Source organism: Bradyrhizobium sp. AT1, from assembly GCF_001590795.1.
Classification (GTDB): domain Bacteria; phylum Pseudomonadota; class Alphaproteobacteria; order Rhizobiales; family Xanthobacteraceae; genus Bradyrhizobium.
In genome coordinates, this window is sequence record NZ_JXDL01000001.1 from 421659 (window position 1) to 448633 (window position 26975).

31 protein-coding genes are annotated in these 26975 nt (G+C 63.9%); 18 read left to right on the top strand and 13 right to left on the bottom strand.

Going from position 1 to position 26975, the window contains the following annotated elements:
* Positions 1 to 167: 167 nt before the first annotated feature.
* From SE92_RS02055 to SE92_RS02065, 3 genes are all read left to right on the top strand, one after another.
* Positions 168 to 446 (top strand): hypothetical protein, encoded by a 279-nt coding sequence (locus tag SE92_RS02055; protein ID WP_063194243.1) that lies wholly within the window; start codon positions 168 to 170, stop codon positions 444 to 446.
* Between the two features lie 88 nt (positions 447 to 534).
* Positions 535 to 834, top strand: a complete 300-nt coding sequence (locus SE92_RS02060) for a hypothetical protein (protein WP_245324423.1) — start codon at positions 535 to 537, stop codon at positions 832 to 834.
* Positions 835 to 905: 71 nt separating this feature from the next.
* A complete protein-coding gene (locus tag SE92_RS02065; protein WP_063194245.1) occupies positions 906 to 1229 on the top strand; it encodes a hypothetical protein in 324 nt (107 codons plus the stop codon).
* 25 nt (positions 1230 to 1254) lie between these two features.
* Here the strand turns inward: SE92_RS02065 and SE92_RS02070 are convergent, their stop codons facing one another.
* Positions 1255 to 1599: a DMT family transporter gene (locus SE92_RS02070; RefSeq protein WP_063203298.1), complete on the bottom strand. Its 345-nt coding sequence runs from the start codon at positions 1597 to 1599 to the stop codon at positions 1255 to 1257.
* A 175-nt stretch (positions 1600 to 1774) separates the two neighbouring features.
* Entirely contained in the window at positions 1775 to 2440 is a 666-nt protein-coding gene (locus tag SE92_RS02075; RefSeq protein WP_063194246.1) for an O-methyltransferase, read from the bottom strand.
* A gap of 96 nt (positions 2441 to 2536) precedes the next feature.
* On the opposite strand from SE92_RS02075, the gene SE92_RS02080 reads away from it, so the two are divergent.
* Positions 2537 to 3169 carry a TetR/AcrR family transcriptional regulator gene (locus SE92_RS02080; protein ID WP_063194247.1) on the top strand — a complete coding sequence of 211 codons (633 nt, stop codon included), beginning with the start codon at positions 2537 to 2539 and terminating at the stop codon, positions 3167 to 3169.
* A 45-nt stretch (positions 3170 to 3214) separates the two neighbouring features.
* A complete protein-coding gene (gene pdxY / locus SE92_RS02085; protein ID WP_063194248.1) occupies positions 3215 to 4033 on the top strand; it encodes a pyridoxal kinase in 819 nt (272 codons plus the stop codon).
* 5 nt (positions 4034 to 4038) lie between these two features.
* Here the strand turns inward: pdxY and SE92_RS02090 are convergent, their stop codons facing one another.
* A complete protein-coding gene (locus SE92_RS02090) occupies positions 4039 to 5346 on the bottom strand; it encodes a hypothetical protein (RefSeq protein ID WP_063194249.1) in 1308 nt (435 codons plus the stop codon).
* A 402-nt stretch (positions 5347 to 5748) separates the two neighbouring features.
* Between SE92_RS02090 and SE92_RS02095 the strand changes: the two genes are divergently transcribed.
* The 3 genes from SE92_RS02095 (at position 5749) to SE92_RS02100 (ending at position 7460) form a co-directional block, all read left to right on the top strand.
* Positions 5749 to 6003: a hypothetical protein gene (locus SE92_RS02095; protein ID WP_063194250.1), complete on the top strand. Its 255-nt coding sequence runs from the start codon at positions 5749 to 5751 to the stop codon at positions 6001 to 6003.
* Between the two features lie 279 nt (positions 6004 to 6282).
* On the top strand, positions 6283 to 6429 hold the full coding sequence (locus tag SE92_RS36430) for a hypothetical protein (protein ID WP_198172524.1): 147 nt from the start codon (positions 6283 to 6285) through the stop codon (positions 6427 to 6429).
* Between the two features lie 110 nt (positions 6430 to 6539).
* Complete coding sequence (locus SE92_RS02100; protein ID WP_063194251.1) at positions 6540 to 7460, top strand: DMT family transporter; 921 nt, start codon at positions 6540 to 6542, stop codon at positions 7458 to 7460.
* Positions 7461 to 7467: 7 nt separating this feature from the next.
* On the opposite strand, the gene SE92_RS02105 is transcribed toward SE92_RS02100, so the two are convergent.
* A complete protein-coding gene (locus SE92_RS02105) occupies positions 7468 to 7818 on the bottom strand; it encodes a zinc ribbon domain-containing protein YjdM (protein WP_063194252.1) in 351 nt (116 codons plus the stop codon).
* Between the two features lie 169 nt (positions 7819 to 7987).
* Between SE92_RS02105 and SE92_RS02110 the strand changes: the two genes are divergently transcribed.
* The 3 genes from SE92_RS02110 (at position 7988) to SE92_RS02120 (ending at position 9783) form a co-directional block, all read left to right on the top strand.
* On the top strand, positions 7988 to 8347 hold the full coding sequence (locus SE92_RS02110) for a c-type cytochrome (protein WP_063203299.1): 360 nt from the start codon (positions 7988 to 7990) through the stop codon (positions 8345 to 8347).
* Between the two features lie 268 nt (positions 8348 to 8615).
* Complete coding sequence (locus SE92_RS02115) at positions 8616 to 9020, top strand: VOC family protein (RefSeq protein ID WP_063194253.1); 405 nt, start codon at positions 8616 to 8618, stop codon at positions 9018 to 9020.
* A gap of 103 nt (positions 9021 to 9123) precedes the next feature.
* A complete protein-coding gene (locus SE92_RS02120) occupies positions 9124 to 9783 on the top strand; it encodes a hypothetical protein (protein WP_063194254.1) in 660 nt (219 codons plus the stop codon).
* Positions 9784 to 9799: 16 nt separating this feature from the next.
* Here the strand turns inward: SE92_RS02120 and SE92_RS02125 are convergent, their stop codons facing one another.
* Entirely contained in the window at positions 9800 to 10636 is an 837-nt protein-coding gene (locus SE92_RS02125) for a PhzF family phenazine biosynthesis protein (protein WP_063194255.1), read from the bottom strand.
* Between the two features lie 162 nt (positions 10637 to 10798).
* On the opposite strand from SE92_RS02125, the gene SE92_RS02130 reads away from it, so the two are divergent.
* The 4 genes from SE92_RS02130 to SE92_RS02145 all read left to right on the top strand — a co-directional run bounded on the left by SE92_RS02130 (position 10799) and on the right by SE92_RS02145 (position 12599).
* Positions 10799 to 11125 (top strand): hypothetical protein, encoded by a 327-nt coding sequence (locus tag SE92_RS02130; protein ID WP_063194256.1) that lies wholly within the window; start codon positions 10799 to 10801, stop codon positions 11123 to 11125.
* A 127-nt stretch (positions 11126 to 11252) separates the two neighbouring features.
* On the top strand, positions 11253 to 11549 hold the full coding sequence (locus tag SE92_RS02135; protein WP_084251950.1) for an HdeA/HdeB family chaperone: 297 nt from the start codon (positions 11253 to 11255) through the stop codon (positions 11547 to 11549).
* A gap of 142 nt (positions 11550 to 11691) precedes the next feature.
* Positions 11692 to 12225: a helix-turn-helix domain-containing protein gene (locus SE92_RS02140; RefSeq protein ID WP_063194257.1), complete on the top strand. Its 534-nt coding sequence runs from the start codon at positions 11692 to 11694 to the stop codon at positions 12223 to 12225.
* A 92-nt stretch (positions 12226 to 12317) separates the two neighbouring features.
* The gene (locus SE92_RS02145; RefSeq protein WP_063194258.1) at positions 12318 to 12599 is read left to right on the top strand and encodes a hypothetical protein; all 282 of its coding nucleotides are present in this window, start codon (positions 12318 to 12320) and stop codon (positions 12597 to 12599) included.
* A gap of 172 nt (positions 12600 to 12771) precedes the next feature.
* Here the strand turns inward: SE92_RS02145 and SE92_RS02150 are convergent, their stop codons facing one another.
* Positions 12772 to 13623, bottom strand: a complete 852-nt coding sequence (locus tag SE92_RS02150) for an outer membrane protein (RefSeq protein WP_063921242.1) — start codon at positions 13621 to 13623, stop codon at positions 12772 to 12774.
* A gap of 282 nt (positions 13624 to 13905) precedes the next feature.
* Here SE92_RS02150 and SE92_RS02155 point away from each other — a divergent pair, with 282 nt between their 5' ends.
* Positions 13906 to 14172: a DUF2312 domain-containing protein gene (locus tag SE92_RS02155; protein WP_063194260.1), complete on the top strand. Its 267-nt coding sequence runs from the start codon at positions 13906 to 13908 to the stop codon at positions 14170 to 14172.
* Positions 14173 to 14415: 243 nt separating this feature from the next.
* On the top strand, positions 14416 to 14979 hold the full coding sequence (locus SE92_RS02160) for a type 1 glutamine amidotransferase domain-containing protein (RefSeq protein WP_063194261.1): 564 nt from the start codon (positions 14416 to 14418) through the stop codon (positions 14977 to 14979).
* A gap of 123 nt (positions 14980 to 15102) precedes the next feature.
* Here the strand turns inward: SE92_RS02160 and SE92_RS02165 are convergent, their stop codons facing one another.
* From SE92_RS02165 to SE92_RS02180, 4 genes are all read right to left on the bottom strand, one after another.
* Positions 15103 to 15618, bottom strand: a complete 516-nt coding sequence (locus SE92_RS02165; protein WP_063194262.1) for a ParB N-terminal domain-containing protein — start codon at positions 15616 to 15618, stop codon at positions 15103 to 15105.
* Positions 15619 to 15731: 113 nt separating this feature from the next.
* Positions 15732 to 16862: a toll/interleukin-1 receptor domain-containing protein gene (locus SE92_RS02170; protein WP_063194263.1), complete on the bottom strand. Its 1131-nt coding sequence runs from the start codon at positions 16860 to 16862 to the stop codon at positions 15732 to 15734.
* 340 nt (positions 16863 to 17202) lie between these two features.
* Positions 17203 to 18057: a toll/interleukin-1 receptor domain-containing protein gene (locus SE92_RS02175; RefSeq protein WP_084251730.1), complete on the bottom strand. Its 855-nt coding sequence runs from the start codon at positions 18055 to 18057 to the stop codon at positions 17203 to 17205.
* Positions 18058 to 18187: 130 nt separating this feature from the next.
* A complete protein-coding gene (locus SE92_RS02180) occupies positions 18188 to 21958 on the bottom strand; it encodes a vitamin B12-dependent ribonucleotide reductase (RefSeq protein ID WP_063194265.1) in 3771 nt (1256 codons plus the stop codon).
* A 759-nt stretch (positions 21959 to 22717) separates the two neighbouring features.
* Here SE92_RS02180 and SE92_RS02185 point away from each other — a divergent pair.
* Positions 22718 to 23614, top strand: a complete 897-nt coding sequence (locus tag SE92_RS02185; protein WP_063194266.1) for a DMT family transporter — start codon at positions 22718 to 22720, stop codon at positions 23612 to 23614.
* Here the strand turns inward: SE92_RS02185 and SE92_RS02190 are convergent.
* The 3 genes from SE92_RS02190 to SE92_RS02200 form a co-directional block, all read right to left on the bottom strand.
* Positions 23611 to 25851: a CHASE3 domain-containing protein gene (locus SE92_RS02190; protein ID WP_063194267.1), complete on the bottom strand. Its 2241-nt coding sequence runs from the start codon at positions 25849 to 25851 to the stop codon at positions 23611 to 23613. The two genes, SE92_RS02185 and SE92_RS02190, sit on opposite strands and share 4 nt — an antisense overlap.
* Positions 25848 to 26264 (bottom strand): response regulator, encoded by a 417-nt coding sequence (locus SE92_RS02195; protein WP_063194268.1) that lies wholly within the window; start codon positions 26262 to 26264, stop codon positions 25848 to 25850. The genes SE92_RS02190 and SE92_RS02195 overlap by 4 nt, the downstream gene beginning before the upstream one ends.
* Before the next feature lie 354 nt (positions 26265 to 26618).
* On the bottom strand, positions 26619 to 26975 hold a 357-nt coding region (locus SE92_RS02200; RefSeq protein ID WP_198172527.1), incomplete at its 5' end, for a BA14K family protein.

Genomic DNA, 26975 nt, shown 5'->3' on the forward strand with positions numbered 1-26975 from the left:
ACTAGCGTGTAACCAGGAAAGCCCGGCCCTCGCGCCGGGCTTTCCTTCGCCATGTCGAAGGTCGCGACAATTTAAGTCAGTTCTTCGCGGGCAGATTTCATCGATCGTAACATGTCTACCCAAAGCTGTAAGCATCCACTCGGGGCAGCGGGGCACCGGAGGATGACATGAGACAGAGCCAGGTGGAGTCGCGCCGCCAAAATGTCGCGAAGCGTTCGATGACGAAAGAGGCCAAACAGCTGACCGGCCTGATTGCCGGATTGCGCGAATCCCTCGAAGGGATCCAAAAGGAACGGACGAGCATGAAGCTCACCGGCGCCGAAATGGGGTTGCTCGATGAGCGCCGCAACAACCTGCTGCTCACCATCGCGGCGCTCGACGACCGCCTCTCGGCCGTGCAGGGGCTGATCGATCTCGGCCGTCCCCACATTATCCGCGTGCATTAGCGGAGCTCGGACATGGGACGATCGGTTCCGCCGCCGAGGTGACGGGCCGGGCCTTCGGATAGAAATCGCATTCCCGTGGAGCACGCCGATGCCGTCCGCCAGCAACATGCTTTGCGGATGGCACCAAATTGCCACGCTCCCGGCGAATTGCCGCCAAAGCCCGCTGCCACGAGGAGGCCGGGTGCAGGGCGACGCAAGGGGATGCGAATTGGCCTACAAGATGATCGCAGAACGCGACAACGAGAAGTACAGTTTCGCCCGCGAGAGCCGGCTGCTCATCGTGGCGAAGGCGAAAGTGTGGGCCAGCGAGGGGTGGCGGGTCGTCATCACCGATCAGGAGGGAAAGGCCTACGCACCGCCCGAATTCGATCAGCTGTCGGCGGCGTGACCGCGGACGGGGCGAGGGGACGACATTTGACATCATTGGTTCGGCCGGGGCGCGATCGGATCGTGCCTGCGATGACTTTGGCAGCAGCCGTCGTCGTTTTGACGGCGACGGTCGCTGCCGCGCAAAATCTCGATGCCGGCAAGTCACCCGCCAAACTGTTCGCTGACGGTTGCGCGACCTGCCATCGCAGTCCGCGCGGTCTGGCCAAGGGGCGGTTCAGCCTGACCTTGTCCTGGTTCCTGAGGGATCATTACGCGACGAGCTCGGACTCGGCCAAGGTGCTTGCCGCCTATCTGGAATCGGTCGACGAGCCGCCGCCGCGCGCTGCGGCCAAGCCCGCCAAGAAGCCCGCGCGATCCGCGCCGCATCCGCCAAAGCCGGTGCAGAGCCAGTAGCTTGCCGCTCCCCAGCTTTCCGGGATCAACGCATAGCGGTCTCGGAGAACAGGTTGATGATCACGACGCCGGATACGATCAATGCGATACCGACGAAGGCTGCGGAATCCAGCATCTGGCGGAACAGCACGAAGGAGACGGTGGCGGTCAGGATGATGCCGACCCCACCCCAGATCGCATAGGCGATGCTCAACGGAATGACCCGGATCGCCACCGACAGCGCATAGAACGAGGCGACGTAGAACATCACCATCGCCAGTGTCAGCCAGGGGCGGGTGAACTGCGCGGACTGCTGCAGGAAGGCCGACGCGGTGACCTCGAACACGATCGCGAGGGCGAGGGCCGCGTAAGCCACGAAATTGGGAGTCATGAGAGAGATGCCGCGGGGAATCATGTCCATGGACAGCATTTTGCCGCGAGCAGATATCAGGTGTGAGTGACGAACCTGCGACACTACGAACCTGCCGCACCGATCGGCATGCGAACGATATCTCGAGCCACCGCACGCATGGCGACTCGAGATCCAGCGAGGCGAAGACTAGGCCCTAGTCGATCCGCACGGAGAGTTCCACGTCTTCGGCGAAGGGCGTGGACAGATAGCCACTTCCGGGTGCGCGGACGCGCGCCAGATAGTCGGGGCTGTCGTCGGCATTGTCGGCGACGATGATCGCGCCCGGCCCGAGACGGTTTTTGAGCAGGTCCAGGATATCCGGGTAGAGCGCCTTGGCGCCGTCGAGCAGCACGAGATCGATCGTATCGGGCAGATCGGCTCGAAGCGTCTGCAGTGCGTCACCTTCGCGGATTTCCACGAGATCGAACAGGCCGCCGGCGATGAGGTTCTGCCGCGCCCGTGCTGCCTTGGACGGTTCGAACTCGCTGGTGATGAGGCGGCCGCCGCCGTTGTCGCGCAGGCCGGCGGCCAAGTGCAGCGTCGAGATGCCGAACGATGTGCCGAACTCGACGATCGTTCGGGCGCCGGAGCTGCGTGCCAGCATGTAGAGCAGGGTCCCGGTCTCGCGCGAGACGGGGAGCGGAGCATCCTTCAGGCGTCCGTAAAGTTCGCGGTAATCGGTCTTGCTTCGTATCATCCGTACCTGGTCTGCGTCAGACAGATCAGCGACGGCGGCTCGCGTTACGCCGCTCGCTGCCTCGGCTTCGTCGAACAGGCGATCCAACAGCGGTGCAAGCGACGTGATGGTTGATGTGGGCATTCGAGGTCTCCAGAGTTGGCGAAAAACGCATGCTTGCGTGCTTGTTGAAATACGACTAATTCGTCGCATTTCCTATTCGCGTTGCCGGAGCGAGCCATGGCCGATCGTCGAAGCCGTTCAGTTTCCTCACGAAAACAGCCGCAACAGGCCCGCTCTACCGGCCTGGTGACGGCCATTCTCGATGCCGCTGTTCAGGTTCTGGCGAAGGAAGGCGCGCAGCGTTTCACCACGGCGCGGGTGGCGGAGCGAGCCGGAGTGAGCGTCGGATCGCTCTATCAATATTTTCCGAACAAGGCCGCGATCCTGTTCCGGCTCCAGAGCGACGAGTGGCGGCGCACCAGCGAGATGCTGCGCGGCATCCTTGCCGACCGGACGAAGCCGCCGCCGACGCGACTACGCGCGCTGGTCCATGCCTTCATCCGTTCCGAGTGCGAGGAGGCTGCTATCCGCGTCGCGCTGAGCGATGCCGCACCGCTCTATCGCGACGCGCCCGAGGCGCAGGAGGCGAGGGCCGCCGGTGAGGGGATTGTCGCGGCGTTCATGCGGGAAGCGCTGCCGAAAGCCTCGGACGCGACACGCGCGCTTGCCGGCGAGTTGATCGCGACGACTTTGAGCGAGGTCGGCAAGGGGTTTTCCGAAGAGACGCGCAGCGAGGCGGAGATCGCGGCCTACGCCGATGCCATGGCCGACATGTTCTGTGCTTATCTCGCTGAGCTCGCGCGACGCTGACATGACTCTTGCCACATCCGCCGTTTGACCCTACGGACCTCTCTCATGCTCGTCATCTCCATTCAAAGTCAGGTCGTCCACGGTCATGTCGGCAACAGCGCAGCGGCCTACGCCATGCAGGCGGAGGGCGTGAACGTTGCGGCGGTGCCGACGACGCTGCTGTCCAACCATCCGCGCTATCCGAGCCTGCGCGGGCGGGTGCTGGAGACCGAGCTCGTCGCCGATCTCCTGAAGGGTGTGGAGGAGCGCGGCCTCGTCGACGAAGCCGCCGTGCTCGTGACCGGCTATCTCGGCTCGCCGGGCAATGCCGCCGTGATCGCCGATTTCGTCGAGCGGGCGCTGACACGGAATGCCAAGCTGATCTATCTCTGCGATCCCGTGATCGGCGATGACGGCCGCGTCTATGTCGCCGACGGCATCTTGGATGTGGTCCGGCACCGGCTGCTGCCGGCGGCGAACCTGACGACGCCGAACCAGTTCGAGCTCGAGCTGCTCTCAGGCCTCACCATCCCTGATGCGCAGGGCCTCCGCGCGGCATGTGCCGCGCTGGCGGCGACCGGCCGCATCGATGTCGTCGCGACCGGCTGCACGCTCGCCGACACGGCGGCGGGGCAGGTGGAGACGATCCTGTGCGCCGACGGGCAATTGTCGCGCTTCGCGACGCCGCGGTTGCCAATCCGACCTTACGGCACCGGCGATCTCCTCACCGGCCTGATCGCAGCCCATCTGGCCAAGGGCGAGGCGATCGGGGCCGCGGTGCGGCTTGCGGTCGAGACGATCTTTGCGGTGCTGGTGCGCACGCAGGATGCTGGCACGGCCGAGATGCGGCTCGTGCCGCTGCCGATCCCGTCGCGCAGGACGTAACGAGCTCAGGTCGCGCGCTTCGCGCCCGATTGCGCCGACTTCTGTGGCTTCGCGGGCGCCCTCTGCTCGCGTGCGGCCTGCGCCTTTGGCGGCTTGGCATGGGCCGCGGCGCGCACCACCTTCTTGGACTTCACGCTGGCGACTTGCTTGCCATCGCCGGTGCCGCGGCGCGAGATGTATTCCGGGCCGTCGACAGGGCCGACATGGGGCGGATCGCGGCCGAGATAGGGCCGACCGATGCCATACGCCTTGCCGTTGGCGTCGACCCACTTCCACAGGATTTCGGTCGAGACCCAGCGCTGTGCGCGGTTGTTCCCTTGCGTGCTGACGATGTCGGCCGCCATGCCATGGCCGTAGCCGCCGCGCGAGCTGCCGCCATGATAGGAACGGTCGGAGGCGGCCTTCAGGCCGCTCGCGATCGACTGGCGATAATCGTCGCGGAACGCGCTGGTGATGCCCGGCGATAGACCGGCGGCCTCCGCGGCGAGCAACGTGCGGAACAGCTTCTGCTTGAAGCTCTTGTCCATGCCGCCGATGACATAATCCATCATCGACATGCCGGCGTGCTCGGCCGCCTTCGGATCCTTCCAGCCGAAATCCTCATCAACCAGCTTGGTGAAGCTGCGCATCACCGTGACTGTCTTGCCCTTGCGCTTGACGGTGACGGCGCGGCGCTCCTGAACCTTGATCGAGTCTTCCTTCGCGGTGCGCTGATAGAGCGCCCAGAGATAGCGGTCGATGCAGGCATCCATGACGAAGCATTCGTCGAGCACGGCGACGGTATCGGCCGGCGGCGATGCCTTGCTTGCAGGCGCAACGGGGCCGCTGGCGATTGCCGCGGGGGACAGCGTGTCCGTGGTCACGATCTCGCTGGGATCGGCAGAAGCGAGCTTGACGGGCTCAGGAACCGGGGCTGGCGCAGCCTCGCTGATGGCGGGCTCTGGGTCAGGCGCGATCTGCGGCGCAGGCGGGGCCTCCACCGGCAGGATCAGCGCCGGATCCGCTGAGGCGAGCTTGATGGCGGGGATGGGCGGCTCGGGCGCCGCTGCTTCAGCGATGGTCGGGGCCGGTGCCGCGGCGACGGCAGCCGCGATGTCCGCGGTCAAGGCGATGCCGTCCTCGATCGTGGCAGCGCGCGGCACGTCGGCGAGATCGAGCCGGCCGAGATCTTTCGCGCGCGAGACGGTGGCCGCATTGGCACCGCTGTTCTCGATCAGGGCAGGGGCATAGGCCGAGAGGGAAAGCGCCAGCCAGCCGGCGAGCACGGCCGAGGGGCACGCGACCGCTACCAGAAGAGACCGCCGATCGTTCATGATCCCTGCCTCCAAACGGTTCTGCCCGAACCCGTCTTGTCCGGACAGTGATGATGCAAACAGTCTGACGAAGTCAGTCTGGCACGGAAAGGCACGCAGCACGTCGATTGTTCGGAGGACGATGTGGCGGCGCAATGGCGCAAATCGACGAGAACGGGCTTTTCGGGGAGGTGTTGCTGAGGTGCAACGCAAGTTCCGCGGGTGGGTTCGCCCCGTACCCGGTGGCTGGGCACCGTCCACAAAACTGTCATGTCGCGGCTGACCGTGATTCGGCCAACGCCTTGTACGTGTTAAACATATCGCCATGCAGCGCACGCGCTATTGCGATGCAACAAAGCATGTCGCAATGCAGCAAAACGCGCCTAAATATGCTCCGACTCTTCCACTCAGGAGCACTACCCAATGAACAAGAAGACTTTGTCGGTCGCCGCCGCCATCCTGGCGATCGCAGGCAGCACCGCGGCTTTCGCCGCCGAGCTGCCCACTTACGAGGCCAACGGATTTCCGGTCTCGCCGTTGCAGGTTCGCGTCCTCGGCGCCGCGCATGTCGAGCAGCAGGCCGCTGCGCCGACCACTGTCGCCTCGGTCCACCAGACGAAGCTGCTCAGCCCGCGCAAGCTGAAGACCGCCGACGTCACCACGGGCGCTGCCCGCTGATCTGACATCACGTGACGGCAGCTGGGTTCCGCGCAGAGGCGGGATCCGCTGCCTCACCTGACATCCTCGAACGAGATGCTGCTCGCGGATCCCGCGATCTATTGACAGCGATGCGCTGATTGAGACACCCCCGGCGAAACAAGTTCGCGTGAATGTGCCGGCTATGTATGTCCGTTCATAACGGGCGTGATCCCTTTAACAGTTGATTTGCAGAACGCGTTGCTTGATGCGGCGGCCGCATCGTCGCGGCCAATTGTTGAAATCATAATGGAGGCCATCATGCCCATTGCGCAAAAAGTCGTCGTCCCCGCCGTTTCACCGCGTGCGTTCATTCTCAAGCACACCGCTCTGTTCGCTGCCGCCGCGCTCTTCGTGTTCGTGCTCAGCCTGACCTACGGCCTCGATCTCAGCCCGGGATTCTTCTGAGCGATCATTCGCTGCGCGCTTAGCTTCTGCGGGCTGCGGATTCCGCCCGCGTGCCAGCCCTGCAGCCCCGTGGGTTGAGCCGGCAGACGCGCCGACATAATGCTTGGTCCATGGATCAGCGGACGAGCGGCGCTGACGCTCTCTCTCGAAACAACGATACGGCGCCGGCACTGCTCGGCGTCACTTGCGGTCTTGCCGCGGCGCTGTTCTGGGCGCTCGGCTTTGCCGGCACGCGGCATGGGCTCAAGGTCGGCTTCACGCCGGTCGATCTGCTGGTGCATCGCTATGTCTGGTCGGGCATCGCGTTCCTGCCGCTGGTGCTGCGCGCCGGCGTCTCCGATCTCTGCGGCATCGGCTGGAGCAGGGGCCTTGTGCTGATGGTCCTCGGCGGCCCCGTGATGTCGCTGATCTCCTACACCGGTTTTCTGTTTGTGCCGCTCGGCCATGGCAGCGTGATCCAGCCGTCCTGTGCCACGCTCGGCGGCCTCTTGCTGGCCGCCCTGTTCCTGAAAGAGCACGTCTCCGCCTCGCGCCTCGTCGGTGCGCTCGTCATCGTCGGCGGTCTCGGCGTGATCGGCGCGGAATCGATCGGCCATATCGGGGCCGACGGCGTGCTCGGGGATTTGATCTTCGTGCTCACCGGACTGATGTTCGCCGGCTTCGGCACGGCGCTGCGGCACTGGCGCGTCTCCGCCGTGTCGGCCGCGCTGGTCATCAACGTGCTGTCGCTGCTGCTGCTGCCCATCTACGTCCTGACCGTCGGGCTCGCTCACGTCGCGGCGATCGGCGTGACCGAGAACGCCATCCAGGCGCTGGCGCAGGGCGTGCTCGCCGGCCCCGCCGCGCTGTATCTGTTCGCCGTCTCGGTGCAGCGCCTCGGCGTTGCCCGCGCCGCGGTGTTTCCGGCCTGCGTGCCGGCGCTGACGCTGCTCACCGGCTGGCTGCTGCTCGGCGAGCCGCCGACGCTATTGCAGGCCGCGGGCCTGGTCACCGTGCTGTGCGGATTCTATCTGGCGCAGCGGCAAAGGTAAGCGCGGGCTACGCCTTCCTCACGAACTCGGACTTCAGGTTCATCGCACCGATGCCGTCGATCTTGCAGGCGATGTTGTGGCCGTCGCTGGCGTCCTGGAGGCGGATGTTGCGCACCTTGGTGCCGCCCTTCACGACCGAGGAGGAGCCCTTGATCTTGAGGTCCTTGATCACGATGACGCTGTCGCCATCAGTGAGCACATTGCCGTTGGCATCGCGCACGCCGGCCTCCTGCGCGGCGTCCGCGGCCGTCTCCGCCGCACCGCTCCATTCATGGCCGCATTCCGGGCAGACCCAGAGACCGCGGTCCTGATAGGCGTGCTCGGAGTTGCAGGCGGGGCATTTCATCGTGTCGGTCATACTTCTCGTCTCGCTTCATGTGCTGCCGGCGTCGCTTTTTCGACGCGGCGGACACGTCGCTTCAGCTCTTGCTACGGGCCTCGCGTCAGGCCCTTGACGCAGATCAATTTCATCGGCCTGCGCCGACTTACGCTTGGTGGGCCGGCGAAGCAACAGCGAGGGAAGCGCCATGTCGCACAGTGCCCGAATCTATCTCGGTCTCGCTCTTCTGGTCGTATTGTCGGTGCTGTTTCTGTTCAGCGTAGTCCACACTGCCGCCGGGGCTCCGCGGTCGGGCCCGCGCGCGGTTGCCGAAGGCCATCGCCTGGCGCAGGCGTGGTGCCAGAGCTGTCACGCGGTCGAGCCGGGGATGGCCGGCTGGTTCGACGAGGCGCCGAGCTTCCAGGCCATCGCCGATCGCGGCGGCACCACCGCGCTGTCGCTCAAGGTGTTTTGGCGCACCAGCCACCAGAACATGCCGAACCTCGTGATCTCGCCGGAGCAGGCGGATATGCTGTCGGCCTATATCCTGAGCCTGAGAGGCAAATGAGGGCGCCCAACTCAATTTCGCGAAAACAACCCCATGCACAGTAGGGACGTCTTTGAAATTCCTCATGATTTCGGTTGTGCCGAATAGTGTTTGCGGCGTCGGGCAAATCAGGGGCAGAATGACACGGTGCCGCTCCTCGGGTGAGACGGTCGCTGCGTAGCCCGGATGGACCGCGTGCGGAATCCGCCGGCCAGCGTGCGGCAACATCCCGGATTGCGCTGCGCTCCATCCGGGCTACGCTCGCTGCGCAATTCGCGACGAGCCCGCCATGACCTTCCTTCTCAACATCGACGTCCCCGACGTCGCGCAAGCCACGCGCTTCTACACCGAGGCCTTCGGCCTCACGGTCGGGCGCCGCTTCGGCACCGACTTCGTCGAGCTGCTCGGTTGGCCCGCGCCGGTCTATCTCCTGACCAAGAAGGCGGGCACGATCGGCGCCGGCGGTGACCGCCGCCGCTACGAGCGGCACTGGACGCCGGTGCATGTCGACGTCGTCGTCGACGATGTCGATGCCGCCGTCGACCGCGCGCTGCGCGCCGGCGCGATCCTGGAGGTGCCGGCGAGCGATGCGCCCTATGGCCGAATCGCAATGCTGGCCGATCCGTTCGGGCACGGGTTCTGCCTGCTGGCGTTCAGCGAGAAGGGATACGATGCGCTCGTTGCGAGTCCGTAGCCCGGATGGAGCGCAAGCGTAATCCGGGAAAGTTTGCCCCGCGGATACACAAGACCCCGGATTGCACTACGCTCCATCCGGGCCACGCCAACATTGGGACCGCATGCCGAAACGCGCGAAAAGCAAACCGACACGGAAACTGAAGACCTACCAGACCTCGCTCGGTTTCTTCGACCAGGCCATCGCCGCGCCCTCGATGAAGGCGGCGCTCGAGGCCTGGGGCGCCAGCTCCAACCTGTTTCATCAGGGCGCTGCGAAGGAGACTGACGACCCCGATATCGTCGCGGCGACGCTGGCCAAGCCTGGGGTCGTGCTCAGGCGCCCGGTCGGATCGGACGGGCCGTTCACCGAGAGTGCGGAGCTGCCCACCGATCTTGCCGAGGACGATTCCAAACCCAAACGCAAGACCAAGCCCAAGACCAAGCGTCCGGCGGAGAAAGCCAAAAGCGCCAAGAAGGCTTCGCGCCAGCCCGACAACCAGACCGTCCGCAAGGCCGCCGCGGCATTCGAGAAGGAGGAGCGGCGGCGCGAGGCCGCGCGTGCGAAGGAGGAGGCCGCTCGCGCCAAAGAGCGCGCGCGCCGCGACAAGGCGGTCGCCGCCGCCGAAGCGGCGCTGGACAAGGCCAGGCGGGAGCACGAGGCGAAAGCGGAGGAGATCGAGGCCGCCCGCGCCGCGCTGGATGAGCGGGCCGAGGCCGAACAGACCCGCTGGGACAAGCAACGGATGAAGCTGCAGGAGACGCTGCGCCGCGCGCGGGAGTGATCGGCCGCGCTCCCGTTCACGCGTCCATGAAGCGTGCCGTCCCCGAGACTCGGATCGAGCTGCCGCCGGCCTCGCCGATCTCCGCACGGATCAGCGACCTCGCGCCCATGTCCTCGCCCTGGACGATGTCGATGGCGCCGCCATGGGGCCAGCCGATGTCGCGCAAATAGCCTGCAAACGCAGCGGCGGCCGCGCCCGTCGCGGGATCTTCGACAACCCCGCCTGCGGCGAACGCGTTACGCACATGAAACAGTTGCGGCGTCTCCACATGGACGAGCGCGATGGTGACGAGCCCGGCCTGCTCCATCAGGGTGCGGCCGTGCGCGAAATCATAGGCCATGCGCGCGAGCGCTGCGCGAGATCTCAGGCCGAGTACGGCATGATCGGCACCGGCATGGATTTTCGCCGGCGGGATTTTGGGATCGAGATCGGCGGCCGCATAGCCGAACAGATCCAGCAGCTGATCCCGCAGCGATGGATCGAGCGCCGCGCTGCGGGTTGGCGGCGACTGCAACGCCGCCGCGATGGTGTTGCCGTCGCGGCGCCCCGACACCGAAATGACGGCCTCGTTCAAATGCAACTGGAAACGCCGGTCGCCGTGCCGGTGCGCGAGCGCCGCGCCCAGCGCAATCGTCGCATGGCCGCAGAACGGCACTTCCATCGCGGGCGAAAAATACCGGACGCGCCAGTCTTCGCCCTCGGGCGCGGCAAAGGCCGTTTCCGAGAAGCCGACGTCCGCTGCGATCGCCTGCATCCTGGCGGCATCAGGCAGCACGTCGCCGATCCAGACGCCGGCGGGATTGCCCCCGGTGTTGCCGTCGGAAAAGGCCGCGATACGGAGGACTGCTGTCATGGGGAGATCCTGTTTGCCGCCTTCAGCGAGGTCAACGGGTCGGCGCGACGCGGCGGGAGCGGTTGCCCGGGGGCCATTCCTTACCATGGCCTCCGCTCCCGGTCGCAGCGGCGAAGGCGCGGTTCCATGCCTATATGAGCTGCGGTCTCATACAGGTTCTTCATGCCCGACAACAAACAAAAGTCCGCAAGCCCGATGATCGTGCGGCCGCGCCGCGAGGCGCCGGTGCTGGTCTGCCGCAAATGCCTCAAGCGCAGCGATGACGGCCGCGACGTCAGGCGTGCGCTGAAATCCGGGCTGAAGGCGAGCAGGCGCGACGGCACCAAGCCGGCCAAGCTGATCATGACCGGATGCTTCGGCCTGTGCCCGAAGAAAGCGATCGTGCTCGCCAGCGGCAAGAGCCTTGCGCGGCAGGAATATGTGCTGGTGGCGGATGGCGATCAGGTGCCGCGGGCGCTTGCGCTGCTGAACGGCGAACGCGGCGACTGATGTTTTCCGCCGGCGCCGCGCGAGCCGCCGGGACACTTGGACAAGTACCTTGGGCGGCTCGTTGATCTGGATCAACGGCCCCGCGCGCGATCATCGGACCTTTGTCGCATCGTTCGGAGGAAATTTCATGGTCCCGTTGAAAGCGGCAGCTGCCGCGCTATTTGCCGCCATGCTGACGGTCGCGCAGGCCGAGGCCCAGGTGACGGTCGACGTGTCGAAGATCACGTGCGACCAATACATCACCCAGCGCATCACCCACACCCGCACCGTTAACATCTGGCTAAGCGGCTTCTACGCCGGACGGCGCAACGACCCGGTGCTCGATACGCAACAATTGGAGCGGAATTCGAACAAGCTGTCGCGCTTCTGCGAGCAGAACCGCGACATGCTCCTGCTCGATGCCGTGAGCGCATTGAAGAAGTAGGTGACGTATCCTTTACCATAGACGCTTGTCCCGGTCGAACTGGCGCAAGTTTAGGGCTCGCGGAAAAATTCTGCGCTAGCGTGCTCCGATCACGGCGGCCTCGATCCGTTTCGACACCGCCGCAGGATTTTACGGAGCTGTCATGAGCGATCTTCGCGCCGCCCTCAGGCATCACACCTTGCGCACCGGCCTTGTCGAATTCGACAACGGCGCCGGCAGCATCGTCAGCGTGCCCTGTACGATCCGCGACGTCTCCGCCACCGGCGCGCGGCTGCAGCTCAACAGCTCGGCATGGGTCGCGGAGCAATTCTCGCTGATCTTCAGGAGCGGCCTGCGCAAGGACTGCCGGCTCGCATGGCGCAAGGAGCGACTGATCGGCGGCGCGTTCAGCGCGGGTTATGCGAGCGCGACCGAGCAGGCGGCGATGATGACCGCGGACGAGCAGTCCCGGCACCGCCTCGGCATCGGCGCGCGCGTCAAGGCCGCGCGCGAGACCCGCGGCTACACGGAAAGCCAGCTCGCCGAGCGCCTGGGTGTCGCGCCGGCGTTCGTAGGCCAGGCCGAGCAGGGCGAAGTTGACATTCCGTTGTACCAGCTGATGCACATCGCCGATCTGCTGATGGTCGGTCTCGACGGGCTGGTCGCGGGGGCGGTGCCTGAGGAGGTGGAGGCGTAGGGCTACACTCGCGGAGCAGAAAAAATCTCGCGCGAAATTTGCTTGCCTTGCCCCACATCCTTTTGCACTCTTCGCGCGAAGGAGACCCTTGCATGATAAAAACAACCGCCGCCTGCGCGCTCGGAACCGCCCTGGTGCTGTGCAGCCTTGCAACCTCAGGCGCCGAGGCGCGGACGCGCAAGGCCGTCGTCGTCCGCGCGCCGCAAGAGCGCCTCATCGTCACCGCGCCCGTGCTGCGGCCGACGCCGTGGGATTACAATATCGTCCCGCGCTACCGCTACCGGCCCGAGGACGACAAGGTCGATCCCTACGGTCCGCCGATCGTGCCGTCCTATGTGCGCTACGAGGGCTGGCGCTGGCCGTATTGGTGGTAGGACACGACGACTCGTAGGGTGGGCAAAGCGACTTGTCCGCCGTAGCTCGAAGAGCGAAGGCGGAAGCGTGCCCACGTGTCTCTGGCCGGATCGGAAAGATCGTGGGCACGGCGCAAACGCGCCTTTGCCCACCCGCTGCTAGTCCGTTTCGAGCGATGTGCGACGCGGCCATTCAATACGTTGCGCGATCGGGCGCTCTGCCGAACTTGTAGTTGACCGTCAGGCGGGCGGTATCCACGGTGAACCGCTGGCTCTGCGTGATCGTCGTCGAGGGAAACAACCCCACTTGGTCGAGCGCTGTGACGGATGAGCGCCCAAGGTCGACGTGCAGGTATTCGAGCCCGATGTTCCAGTTGCCGAAAGCCTTTGAGACGCCAGCGCCCGCGCTCCAGCCCAACCGTGTCTCGGCCGCCGTGCCGGTCATATTGATGCCTGTACATCCAGTCCCGCCGGGCGTGCAGGCAAAACCGATGCTGGCCCTGGTGCGGCCATAGGCGAGGCCGCCCGTGCCGTAGAGCAGCCAGTCATTCACGGCGTAGCCGAGCTTGCCGCGGAGGGTGCCGAACCAGTCGATGTTTGCAGAAAGACTTTCGTCGACATTGACGAATGTGGCTGCTGCCGAGGTCGTGACCAGGCGCCCGGCGTGAAAGTCAGCGGCCTGGATGTCCGTGACGGCACCGAGCACCCAGTTGCCGAACTGCCTGTCGTAGCCGAACTGAAGCCCACCGAACACGCCATTCGGATTGAGGTTTGGGAACGCGTTTCCACTGGCGAAACCGGGGAGGCCGGTGGTTAGAAACGTCGTGATGGCGCCGGCATCTCCGGGATTGACGAGACTGAGACGCGGATCGGTGTTCCCACCCCAGCCATAACCGACATTGCCGCCGACGTAGAAGCCGGTCCAGTCGTAGACCGCAGCGAGAGAGGGAGCCTTGAAAACGGGGTGGGCGGCAAGATCCGCGGCGTTCGCGTTGCAGAGGCCGGAAGCGGCGATGGCCGCAGCCAAAGACAGGATGTTCTTCACGACAGTCCTCATTGATCGACGCCAATCATGCGACCGCAATCCAGCGCGAATCCCGCGGCTATCGGCGGCAGCCCACGCGCGCAGGGATAGCAAAGGCCTGCCTCTGTGGCGTCATCCGTTTGGAGTATTTTTCGGTCATCGCGGCACTGACAAGAAGGGGGCTCGGCCATGGAACGGCTCCCTCTGCGTTTCTCCACAGGGCAATGCGCGGGGTCTTCGAGGTTAACACATTGGTTATGTCTTTACGGTCATTTTCGCGACCTCAGTCAGCGAGGAGACACCATGTCCGACATCACCATTCCCGGCGGCAAGATCCGTTCCTTTGTCGAGCGGATCGAGAACCTCGACACGGAGATGCAGGAGTTGAGCGAGCAGAAGAAGGGAGTCTTCGCGGAAGCCAAGGGCGAAGGCTTCGACGTCAAGATCCTCAAGGAGATCATCAAGCTGCGCAAGGAAGACAAGAACGAGCGCGACGAGCGCGAAAGCCTGCTCGACCTCTACATGCGCGCGATGGAGACGGCGACGCCGGAGCAGGCGAAGGCGGCGTGAGGCGAACGGGTTAACCCTCAAGGAGCTGACCGCGATCTCAGGGATCGCGGTCGGAGTTCGGCGCGTCGCGCGCGAATGGGTCGCCGCAAGGCGTGACCGGCCCACGTGTCCGGAGCGCTCGTTATGACGGTTCCTGGCGCTCGTGGAACGCCGACGAATTGTCGCCGTCACGTGAGGCGAGGGGAACGAAAGGCAAAGCCATCCGGTTGGTGAGCATCACCTCACCATCAGCGGAGACGAAGGATGGAACTGTCCGGGAAAAAGATCGCGATTCTGGCGACCAACGGTTTTGAGCAATCCGAGCTCGAAATGCCGCGTGATGCCCTCAAGGCCGCCGGCGCGACGGTGGAGATCATTTCGCTGCAGCCTGGCGAGATCAAGGGCTGGGACAAGAAGGATTGGGGCCGCACGGTCAAGGTCGACAAGACCCTCGATCAGGCCACGGCCGGAGATTATGACGCCCTGGTGTTGCCCGGTGGCCAGATCAACCCCGATCTCTTGCGTGTCGAGCCCAAGGCGCTCGCGTTCATCAAGGCCGTCTTCGACGCCAAGAAGGTCGTGGCGGCGGTCTGCCATGCGCCGTGGCTGCTGGTCGAGACCGGCATCGCGAAGGGCCGCAGAATGACGTCCTATAAATCGATCAAGACTGACATCGCCAATGCCGGGGCGAAGTGGGAGGATTCCGAGGTCGTCGTAGACCAGGGCATCATCACCTCGCGCAACCCCGGCGACCTCAAGGCCTTCAGCGCCAAGATTATCGAAGAGGTGAAGGAAGGGGGCCACACCCAGCGCAGCAACGCGGCCTGATTGGGCTTGCGGTGACGGCGCGCCTCAAGACGTGATCTCGCTCCGGCTCTCGGAGCGATCGCGCATGGGGGCGCCGTCACCTTGCTCCGATGAGGAGGCGGCAGCTGCGCAACGAGCCGGTCCTCAATAGCGGTTGCCGCTTCCTTTCTGCTGCGAGATCCAGTCCGACAATGATTTCGACGCCGATTTTGCAGGTCGGCCACCTGATGCCTTCGGATTGTCGCGGGCGCCTTTCGGCGGACGAGCGCGGGGCGTGTCCATTGCGCTGACGCGCTTCATGCCAGCCGCCGATGCCTCCGCGGCTTCCTTCTCCAGGCGCAACTGCTTCAATCGCGCCATCTTGAGGCGCTCCGCCTCGACTTCGGGTCGCTCGGCGAGCAGCGGCTTGTGCTGAGCAAGCTCGGCCGGGACCAGGACGCCGAGAATGGTGGTCTCGCCGAGCGCCTTGCAGGCCTCTAACCGATGCAGTCCCTCGACCAGCACGAGGCGGTCTCCGTCGCGCCTGATGGAAATGGCCTCCTGTTGCCCGATGTCCAGCATGCTTTCCGCGATCTCCGCGACGGTTTCCGGCTTGAGGGTCTTCTTCAGTTTTGTGGGAACGAAGATTGTCTCGATCGTGAAGCTTTCCGGTTTGGGCATGACTCGACTCCGCTTCTACCGGGCCCGTCGAAGCTCAAGCCGGTGATGGTTGGAGTTTAGGAGGGAAGGGCGCGGTCGCAAAGGCAATTCGGCGGATGACGGTGTGCACTTGATCAGCTCGACGCTCCCTCATCGGTTTCAGTTTTGAGTGCGGGCGCAGACGTAGCATCTTGCTCTGGTTGTCGCATTAGATCGCGCAAAACGCGTTGGAACCCTTCCTTATACCATTTGCGAACGGTCCATCTCCGGAAGTCGCCTATGTGTCGAACGCGGAGCTTTGCAGCCCAAGGCTCCTGCGATAGCTCAACTGCGTCGTCAAGGCGAATTGGGAACAGTATCTTTGTGTTACGCCTTCGCTCCTCAGCAAATGCCTTAGTAACTTCGTCTTCGACCCACTCACTGGCGAGCGACGCTTCGGAGAGTATCAGCAGCACCTTGTCTCTCTTGGAAATGGCGCCGTCGATCTCATCCAGCACCTTTCCGCCGATCGGCATGTCATGAGGTGCAAACCAGCACTTAATACGTGCTCTAGTCAGATCCTTGTGAATCTGACTCGCAAACTTCTCATCCTTGCTCGAATAACTGATGAAGCAAGAGTAGTGCTCAAGCGACGTTCTGATCTGAGGAAGTGCTAGAATCAGAGCTTCCTGAAGTCCGATACCTGTCAAAAATTGCTTTGGTAGCTCTCCGGATACCTGCAGGGTGATGTGGTCGATGATGCTGGGACCACGATGGACACAGGTGGCTAGCCCAATCGCGCTACTAAGGTTGACATCTGCGAAAAGAGTACCGTCTAGAATGCTCTTAGACAAATTCACTCCACGGAATTCCGGAGAGCGCAGCCTGGCTAGAGTCAGATCGGTATCGATCAATTTAGTATCCAACAGTCGAGACCAAGATAGGTCGGCAGCATCTAAGTCCGAGCCAGTAAAGTCGACGTTCGTCAAATCAGCAGCGCTTAGGTCTGCACCGCTTAGATTTGCGTTTCGAATTACCGCACTGGCAAGCTCCGCCTCAATAAGTTCTGCTTGGAAAAGGTTGGCGCCGGTCAAGTCGGCACCTTCCAGAGAAGTCTGATGAAGAATTGCTCGGCTAAAGTCGGCGTTTCGAAGGTCGAAGCCTGAAAGATCGGCCCCCTCAAGGTTGATCCCATAGAATTCGATCGGAGAATTTTGGGTCCTTCGCCAAGCGTTCCACGCTTGGACTCCTTGTTTCAAAATTGCTAGGTGGTCGGCGTTGGTCATAAACTATAATGTCGCATCCGAAGTAGTGTACAGACAAACAGTCCGAGGTTGCGCATAACGCAGAATTATGGGCGGTCTGCCTAGGCCTTTAGTCAGCATTTCCGCGAGTGCGCAGGGTGGGGTGGACCCTTACGAAACCCAACATCGCCTTTGGTTGAGGTTGATGGGTCTCGCTCTGCTCTACCCATCCCACAGGCCGGCATCTTTCCGATCGGACCGAGTAGAAACATATGCGGTCTTTTCGAGTAGCGGGGAGTATCCTTTGCCATTATGCGCTCGCAATGGTTGGCGGTTAGCCTCTCTCGTATCACGTGCCCTACGCTTCCGAGCGAAGGGCGGATCACGAAGCCTCAACTTCGGCTCTTATGAGCTCCTCAATGTCGGCGGAAAGGGCTGATAGTTCTTCACCCAAGCCAGAACGAACCGAAATTGACACCATGCGCTTCGGAATGTGCGCAAGCAACCGATCTACCGACGCCTTCATGTCAATCAGGTGGTCATGTTCATATCCGCCTAGATCAAAAAATTCCCGAGCGAGCGTGAAGAGCGATTTATATAGACTGGTCTCATACTTCATTGATGGGGCCGCGGAAGGTACCAATTCCGCATCGGGCGCTTTGGTTCTCGCCTCGGAAAGTTTACGCGTAAGGAGCAACAATTCTTCGATAATGTCCCGGTCAGACCGAACGTTTTTTTCTGGTCGCGCGGCCTTGTGGTGGGTCAGTACTAGATGGAGTTGGGCCTCCAAATCGGGCCACCATTTCTCAAATACGGTAGTCAGAACAGCATCCGAGAGCTTTTGATCGCCGGCTGCCGCGTTGATTGTGAAGAACAGCTTGCGAATATCTTCTTTGTTAAACTTGGTCGCCTGAAATTGAGCAAGCGGACCTTGTAGGTCTGTTTCTTCCAAATCGAAGATTACAGGGCAGACCTTTGCTCTATCGAGAGCGCTCGAAATCGCGCCAGCTTCGAACATAATCCAATTGCTGGCGAGATTGTCACGGGTTAGGACCAAGATACAAATCGATGACGCCGAAAGTTCTTTGAAGATTTCGGTCGCCCACTTCGACCCTTTTTCGATATCCGCCGGCGTGAAGTACGGTTTCACGTACTGCAGGGCGCTAGGAATCCAATTTCGGAATGTCTCTGCGAGTGCTCTGCTCTGGTCACCAGACCAACTTATGAAAACTCGCATCGAAACTCTCTAGTTCTGCAATCAAAAGATGTGGCAGCCTAAACGGGCGGCATTCGGGTGTAAATAGTAGTAGAAAGGGCGGCCTTTCGGCCGCCCTTCGTTGATAGTCGGATCTAAACTTCAACTTGCCTCACGAACACCCCGTCGTGCTTCCGCAAGTATCACACTTCATGCACGTCCCATTCCGCACCAGCGTGAAGTTGCCGCACTCGCTGCACATCTCGCCCTCGTAGCCCTTGGCCTTCGCCTCGGCGCGGCGCTCGGCCTTGCTGGGGACGGCGACCGCGGCGCTGCCGGCCTTGCTCCACTGCAGGGCTTCCAGCTTCTCCGTGGGGGAGAGGTCGTGCTGGACTTCCTGCTTCAGGGCGACGGCGCCTTCGAGGGCGTCGCCGACACGGGCACTGGTGGCGTGCGAGGCCATCGCCGTGACCTTGCTGCCGCCGGAGGGCGCGCTGTCGTTGCCTTGGGTGACCGCGGCGCTGCCGCCGCGCATCACGACGAGGTTGTCGGTCCGCGAGCGGGTGAGGCCGCGCGAGACCAGGCGGGTGGCGTGGTGGCCGCCGTTCTCGTCCGGCTCCTTGCCTTCCTCGACGCCCTTGCCGAGCGCGTCGAAGCCGGTCTCGTTGGGATCGACATGGGCGAGGTCGAAGCGCGACATGTAGCTCACCGCGAGCTCGCGGAAGACGTAGTCGAGGATCGAGGTCGCGTACTTGATGCTGTCGTTGCCCTGCACGGGGCCCGCCGGCTCGAAGCGGGTGAAGGTGAAGGCGTCGACATATTCGTCCAGCGGCACGCCGTATTGCAGGCCGAGCGACACCGCGATGGCGAAGTTGTTGATGAAGGAGCGGAGCGCCGCGCCTTCCTTGTGCATGTCGATGAAGATCTCGCCGAGACGGCCGTCGTCATATTCGCCGGTGCGGAGATAGACTTTATGTCCGCCGACGACCGCCTTCTGGGTGTAGCCCTTGCGGCGATCCGGCATCTTCTCGCGCTCGCGCATCACGATGATGCGCTCGACCAGCTTCTCGACGATCTTCTCCGAGACCTGGGCGGTGCGCGCCGCCATCGGCTTCTCGTAGAGGCTCTCAACTGCATCGTCCTCGTCCTCATCGTCGCTGATGAGCTGCGAGTTGAGCGGCTGGGAGAGCTTGGAGCCGTCGCGATAGAGCGCGTTGGCCTTCAATGCGAGCTTCCACGACAGCATGTAGGCGGACTTGCAGTCCTCCACGGTGGCGTCGTTCGGCATGTTGATGGTCTTGGAGATCGCACCCGAGATGAAGGGCTGCGCCGCCGCCATCATGCGGATGTGGCTCTCGACCGACAGATAGCGCTTGCCGATCTTGCCGCAGGGATTGGCGCAGTCGAACACCGGATAGTGCTCGGCCTTGAGGTGCGGGGCACCTTCCACCGTCATCGCGCCGCAGATGTGGACGTTGGCCGCCTCGATCTCGCGCTTGGTGAAGCCGACGGCCTGGAGCAGGTCGAAGCCGGGAGCCGCGATGGCCTCGGCGCCGATGCCGAGCTGGTCGCGGATGAAATCCTCGCCAAAGGTCCACTTGTTGAAGGCGAACTTGATGTCGAAGGCGGTCGGCAGCGCCTTCTCGACCTTGGCGATGGCTTCGTCGGTGAAGCCCTTGGCCTTCAGGGTCGAGGCGTTGATGCCGGGCGCGTTGGAGAGCGAGCCGTGGCCAACGGCGTAGGCTTCGATCTCCGCGATCTCGCTCTCGCGATAGCCGAGCGCGCGCAGCGCCGCGGGCACCGCGCGGTTGATGATCTTGAAGTAGCCGCCGCCGGCGAGCTTCTTGAACTTCACCAGGGCGAAGTCGGGCTCGATGCCGGTGGTGTCGCAATCCATCACGAGGCCGATCGTGCCGGTGGGCGCGATCACCGTGGTCTGGGCGTTGCGATAGCCGTGCTGCTCGCCGAGCTCGAGCGCCGCATCCCAGGCTGCCTGCGCGTGGCTGACGAGGTCAGCTTGCGGGCAGGAGACCAGGTCCATCGGCACCGGGTTGACGCTGAGCGCCTCGTAGCCGTTGGACTGGCCATGGGCGGCGCGGCGGTGGTTGCGGATCACGCGCAGCATGTGCTGGGCGTTCTTCTTGTAGCCGGGGAAGGTGCCGAGCTCGGCAGCCATCTCCGCCGAGGTCTTGTAGGTGATGCCGGTCATCACGGCGGTCAGCGCGCCGGCGATCGCGCGGCCTTCCTTGCTGTCATAGGGCAGGCCCATGGTCATCAGGAGGCCGCCGATATTGGCGTAGCCGAGGCCGAGCGTGCGGAACTCGTAGGAGAGCTCGGCGATCGCCTTCGACGGGAATTGCGCCATCATCACCGAGATTTCGAGCACGATGGTCCAGAGCCGGCACAGATGCTCGTAGCTCTCGACGTCGAAGCGCTTGGTCTCGGTGTTGTAGAACGTCAGCAGGTTCGCCGAGGCGAGGTTGCAGGCGGTGTCGTCCAGGAACATGTATTCCGAGCACGGATTGGACGCGCGGATGTCGCCGGACGCCTTGCAGGTGTGCCAGTCGTTCATGGTGGTGTTGAAGTGCAGGCCCGGGTCGGCCGAGGCCCAGGCGGCGTAGCCGATCTTTTCCCAGAGGTCGCGCGCCTTCAGCGTCTTCGTCACCTTCTTGGAGGTGCGGGCGTTCAGATTCCAGTCGCCATCAGTCTCGACCGCGCGCAGGAAGTCGTCCTTCAGCGAGACCGAGTTGTTGGAATTCTGGCCGGAGACTGTGAGATAGGCTTCGCTGTCCCAGTCGGTGTCGTAGGTGTCGAACGCGATGTCCTTGTAGCCCTGCTTGGCAAACTGGATGACGCGCTTGATGTAATTGTCAGGCACGAGGCTGCGGCGCGCGAGCTTGATCTCGCGGCGCAGGGCAGGGTTCTTCTCGGGGTCGAAGCAGTCGTCGCCCGAGCCTTCGCAGTTCACGCAGGCCTTCAGCACCGCCTTGAGGTGCTTCTGGTTGATCTTGGAGCCCGTGACGAGAGCCGCGACCTTCTGCTCCTCCTTCACCTTCCAGTCGATATAGGTCTCGATGTCGGGGTGATCGACGTCGACGACGACCATCTTGGCGGCGCGGCGCGTGGTGCCGCCGCTCTTGATGGCGCCGGCGGCGCGGTCGCCGATCTTGAGGAAGCTCATCAGGCCGCTCGAGCGGCCGCCGCCGGAGAGCTTTTCGCCTTCGCCGCGCAGGCGCGAGAAGTTGGAGCCGGTGCCGGAGCCGTATTTGAACAGGCGGGCCTCGCGGACCCAGAGGTCCATGATGCCGCCCTCGTTGACGAGGTCGTCACCGACGCCCTGGATGAAGCAGGCGTGCGGCTGCGGATGCTCGTAGGAGGATTTCGAGCGGGTCAGCTTGCCGGTGAAGGGGTCGACGTAATAATGGCCCTGGCCGGGGCCGTCGATGCCATAGGCCCAGTGCAGGCCGGTGTTGAACCATTGCGGCGAGTTCGGCGCGACCATCTGCATCGCGAGCATGTAGCGCAGCTCGTCGTAGAACGCCTGGGCGTCCTCGTCGGTCGAGAAATACTTGCCCTTCCAGCCCCAATAGGTCCAGCAGCCGGCGAGGCGGTCGAACACCTGTTTTGCGCTGAGCTCGCTGACATAGCGCTCCTTCTCCGGGAGAGCAGCGAGCGCCTCGGTGTCGGGCACGGAGCGCCACAGGAAGGAGGGGACGGATTCCTCCTCGACTTTCTTCAGGCGCGCGGCAACGCCGGCTTTACGGAAATACTTCTGGGCGAGCACGTCGGAGGCGACCTGCGACCACTCGGTCGGGACCTCGACGCCGTCCAATTTGAACACGACCGAGCCGTCGGGATTCCTGATCTCCGACGTGGTCTGGCGGAAATCGATTCCCGCGTAAGGTGACTGTCCCGAAGTGGTGTGGCGCCGCTCAATCCGCATCTTGCCCCGTCCTTAAGTTTTGACCGGTCCCGCCTCCGTTCAGGCGTGCCGGGTCGACATTTCGTTTCGCGAGTCCCTTCGGCCACTCGGCCTCCGGGCATCGCAGTTCAGCCGGGTGGACCCGGCCCTTGTTCTCCCGGCGCGATTCTTCGATGCGTGCATCGATCATCCGCCGGCATGTCCAGACACATCCGCCCCCAAGGGGATGGGCCCGACATGCGTTCAACGCCCCACAGTCACTTCAACACCTGCCATGCGAGCCTGTTGCCGGCCCGTTCTGGCGCCCGAAGAGTCCGCCTTTGGCAGGCAGACAAGCCCTCAACCGCTGCCTTTGGCTGGCTGGCGGAGCGAAGATTTGCGAGACCCTTTGGGGGAGTGCCGGCGGGACGCAAACTCACTCGCGCCGAACGGATCGAAAGCTAGGACTCTCCGTTGCGCCCGTCAAGAACTAGTGCGAGTTCCTGAATCAAATACTAAATATGGTGGATTGCGGGGGATAACAGGGGGCAAGCCCGCGCCTGTTGTGGGGGCAAGTATCAGTGAGTCCTCAGAGAATCCCAACCGAAAAAATTTGCATCCCGTGGTGATCAGGAGCCTTCATCCCGCTGTTCACAGGGCAGGTATATTTTTGGGCGGAGGGATTGCGTCAGCAGGACTCACGTAGCCCTACGGAAGGCGAGGGCAGGCATGCCCGCCGGGCTGGTGGTGGCGCCCGCGAATCCGCGCCAAGCTGACCCCAGATTTTGCCGGACTGCCCTCATGCTTGATTCGACCCGTCGGGATGCGCGACCGCGCATCGCCCCGGCCGGCCTAATGTTCCTCGCGATCACCTCGATCGGCTGGGGCTTCAACTGGCCGGTGACCAAATTCCTGCTCTCCGAGCTGCCGCCGCTGACGCTCCGGGGCGTGACCGGGGTGCTCGGCGCGCTGCTGCTCGCGAGCCTTGCGGTGGTCCGCCGGCAAAGCCTGACGGTGGAGCCGGGGATCTGGCCGCGCCTCATCACCGCCGCCATGCTCAACGTCACCGGCTGGATGGTGCTGATGGGCCTGGCGCTGCTCTGGCTGCCCGCGAGCGAGGCGGCGCTGATCGCCTACACCATGCCGGTCTGGGCCTCGATCATCGCATGGCCGGTGCTGGGCGAGCGGCCGACGCTGCTGCGCACGCTGGGGCTGGTGATGGCCTTCGTCGGCCTCGCCTCGATCATGGGCGGCAACGGCATCACCGCCAGCATCGAGAAGCTGCCGGGCATCGTGATGGCGCTCGCGGGCGCGTTCGGCTTCGCCGTCGGCACGGTGTTCTCGAAGAAATACCCGATCCATCTGCCGCCAATCACGGCCGCGGCCTGGCAGATCGGGATCGGCTGCCTGCCGATCTCGATCATCGGCCTGCTGGTCGAGACCACGCATCTTTCCAGGGTGACGCCGGTCGGCTGGTGGCTGCTGGTCTATTCGACCGTGGTGCAGTTCTGCATCGCCTATGTCAGCTGGTTCGCAGCGCTGGCCCGGCTGCCGGCCTCGGTCGCCGCGATCGGCACCATGGCGGTGCCTGTCATCGGCGTGGTGGCCTCCGCGATCGCGCTTCACGAGCCGCTAGGGCCGGGCCAGATCGCGGCGCTGATCTTCACGCTGGCGGCGGTGGTGCTGGCGACGCGTTAGGTGCCCAGCGCCTTCCGGATCATCTCCGCGAGCTGGTTGCGGCGATACGGCTTGGTCAGCAGCATTACGCCGTCATCGAGCTTGCCGTGGTGGACGATGGCGTTGTCGGTGTAGCCGGAGGTGTAGAGCACCTTCACGCCCGGCCGGAGCCTTGCCACCTCCTCGGCGAGCTCGCGCCCGCTCATGCCGCCGGGGATGACGACGTCGGTGAAGAGCAGGTCGAACGGCTGGCCGGCCGTGATCAAGTCCAGCGCGGACTTGCCGTCGGCCGCGGCGATCGTCTTGTAGCCGAGGCTCTGCAGCTGTGCGGTGACGAAGTTGCGCACAAGGGAATCGTCCTCGACGACGAAAATGGTCTCGGCGCCGCCCTCGACCGGTGGCGTGGCGGCGGCTGCCACTTCCGCCGTGCCTTCGCCGGGCGGCAGATAGAGCTTGATCGTGGTGCCGTGGCCTTCCTCGCTGTAGATCTTGATGTGGCCGCCGGATTGCTTGACGAAGCCATAGACCATCGAGAGGCCGAGGCCCGACCCCTTGCCGACCTCCTTGGTGGTGAAGAACGGCTCGAAGGCCTTGTGCTGGGTCTCGATGGTCATGCCGGTGCCGGTGTCGCTGACGGCGAGCATGATGTAGGGGCCGGCTACCACGTCCGCATGGGCCTGCGCATAGGCCTCGTCCAGCACGACGCGGTGGGTCTCCAGCAGCAGCTTGCCGCCGTTCGGCATGGCGTCGCGCGCATTGATCGCCATGTTGAGCACGGCATTGGTGAGCCGGGACGGATCGATGTGCGCGGTCATCGGCCCCTGTTCCAGCACGGTCTCGATCTGGATCTGCTCGCCGAGGGTGGGGCGCAGCAGCTTTGCGATGTCGGCGATCGCGCCGTTGATCTCGACGTTGCGCGGCTGCAGCGGCTGCCGGCGCGCGAAGGCGAGCAGATGCTGGATCAGCTCGGCGCAGCGCTCGGCGGCGTCGTCGATCAGCCGCGCAATGCGCTGCAGCTCGGGCTGCTGCTTCAGGCTTTCCACCAGCGTCTCGGTGTTGCCGGAGATCACGGTCAGCATGTTGTTGAAGTCGTGGGCGACGCCGCCGGTCAGCTTGCCGATCGCGTCCAGCTTCTGCGACTGGTAGAGCTGCCGCTCGGTCTCGCGCGACATCGTGGCGTCATGATAGACCAGCACCGCGCCGGAGATGTCGCCTTGCCCGTCCAGCATCGGCCGGCCGCTGACCATGAGATGGCGGGGAGGATTGCCGCTGTAGGGGCGGACGATCATCTCCAGGTCCTCGAACTTCTCGCCCCGCAGCACGCGCACCGAGGGCAGCTCGTCGGCCTGCATCGGCGTGGCGCCGTCGCCGTGAAACACGTCCGACATCGCGCGCAGATTACGCAGGTTCATGCCGGTGCGATGCAGCAGCATGCGCTCGGCGGCCGGATTGGACAGCAGCACGTTGCCCTCGGCGTCGATCACCAGCACCGCCTCGGCCATGCTGTGAAACGTGCTTTGCAGCACGTTGACCGACAGGCGCAGCTCGTCATGCGCGTCCACCAGATGCTGTGTGCGTTCGGCCACCGCCGCTTCGAGCGCCTGCTTGGCAGCCTGCGTCTGATCGAGCGAGGTCTGGAGCTGCGCCGTGGCGCGCCGACTCTCACGCATCACCATCACGACCAGCAAAAGGATCACCATCGCGCCGGCGACGTCGATACCAAGCAGCACGACGCCCGTGCGGCGCGAATCCTGGGAGCGTGCGGCGAGCAGGCGTTCTTCCTCGGCGCTCAGCTGGTCGAGATTGCCCATCACCGTGTCCATGAGGCCGCGGCCCTCGGCCTTGCCGTTCAGCGCGGCAATGCCGGCCTGGTCGTTCGCCGCGCGCAGCCGCATCGCTTCGGCCGCGATCTCGACCCGCCGCAGCGCCAGCGGCTCGGTGCCCTCGAGCAGCGCGACCTGGTCGGGATTGTCGCGCACGCCGCGCTTGAGCTCGGCAAGGGCCGGCGCGATCTGGGCGTGAACGGATTCGAATTCGGTGCTGAAGGCCGGGTTGCGATAGAGCTCAAAGCCGCGCGCGGCGCTCTCGGCGCGGCGCAGCAGCACGCGCAGATCGGAGATCTTCTTCTGCACCTGAACCGTATGATTGACCCACGTCGCGTCGGATCGCGATTTGACGTCGAGGGCGATCGAGGCCGCGGTGATGATCAGGAGGATGGCAAGTCCGGCACCCAGAATGACGCGCTGCGTTGGAATCAAGGGGCTTCTTTCTTGTCCTTCGACTGCGCGCTCTCGCCCGCGAGGCATTCCCGGATCGTGGTCAGCAACGCTTCCGGCGTGAACGGCTTGCGCAGGCAGCGCGTGGCACCGAGCTCCAGCGCCATGCGAAGGAAATCGGGAGAGGGCGAGGCGGATGACGCAAAGGCGTAGCCGGACATCGCGATCAGCGGAGTAGCCGGCGCGCGCTCATGGAAGATGCGGATCGACTCGAAGCCGCGCATGTGCGGCATGAAGATGTCAACCAGCATCACCTCAAAGGCCTGCGCTTCCAGCGCAGCCAGTCCTGTTTCGCCACCGTCGGCCAGCGTGACGTCGAAGCCCTGACGTTGGAGGAGGACCTCGATGGTCGCGCCGACCATCGGATCGTCATCAACCACGAGAACGCGCGGCATGACACTTCCCAGTAGATCGAAGTCCCCACTGTGATTGGTGATATCCGCGAATCGTGTGCCGGGTCAATTTTGGATTGGATCAGATGAGATATGCACGGTGCGGTGCATAGGATGAAATGGTTCCATCAGGCCGCCGAGGGGCGTCTGCGTGCAGGGCAGCGCGACACGCGATTTGCGCGCGGGTTCGTTGTAGGTCGACGCAAAGTCGAAAGGCTCGACGAATCCGAAGCAGACACCATCGCTGCGTCTCCCTGCTGTTTGGACTGGTCCGCGCGTCACCATCGCGCTGACGGGCGGCGTCGGCCTTCACCGGCACCGCCCACGCGATTTGTCACATCGATCGTTCAGGCCACCTTACGGGCAGGGATGCCGCTGGCCGTCATAGCCGAGATAGGTTCCCGAGGCCGGGTCATACGACTTGTAGCGCTGCGCGCAATAGGCCGAGGAATCGCCTCCGCTATCGGGGACCACCGCCACTGACGGCTCATCATAGTAACTGTCGCCGTAGTAATAGGGGTCATCGTAATAACCGCCGCCATAATAGGCGTATGAGCCGATGCCGCCGATCGCGGCACCCGCCGCGAAGCCGGGCCAGAATCCGCCACGACGATGATGATGATGCCAGCCTCCGCCGTTCCAGTTGCCGCTGCCGGCTGCAAAGTTGCGGCCGCCACCGGTGAAGGACGTCCCGCCGCCCGGACGCGCCGCCGG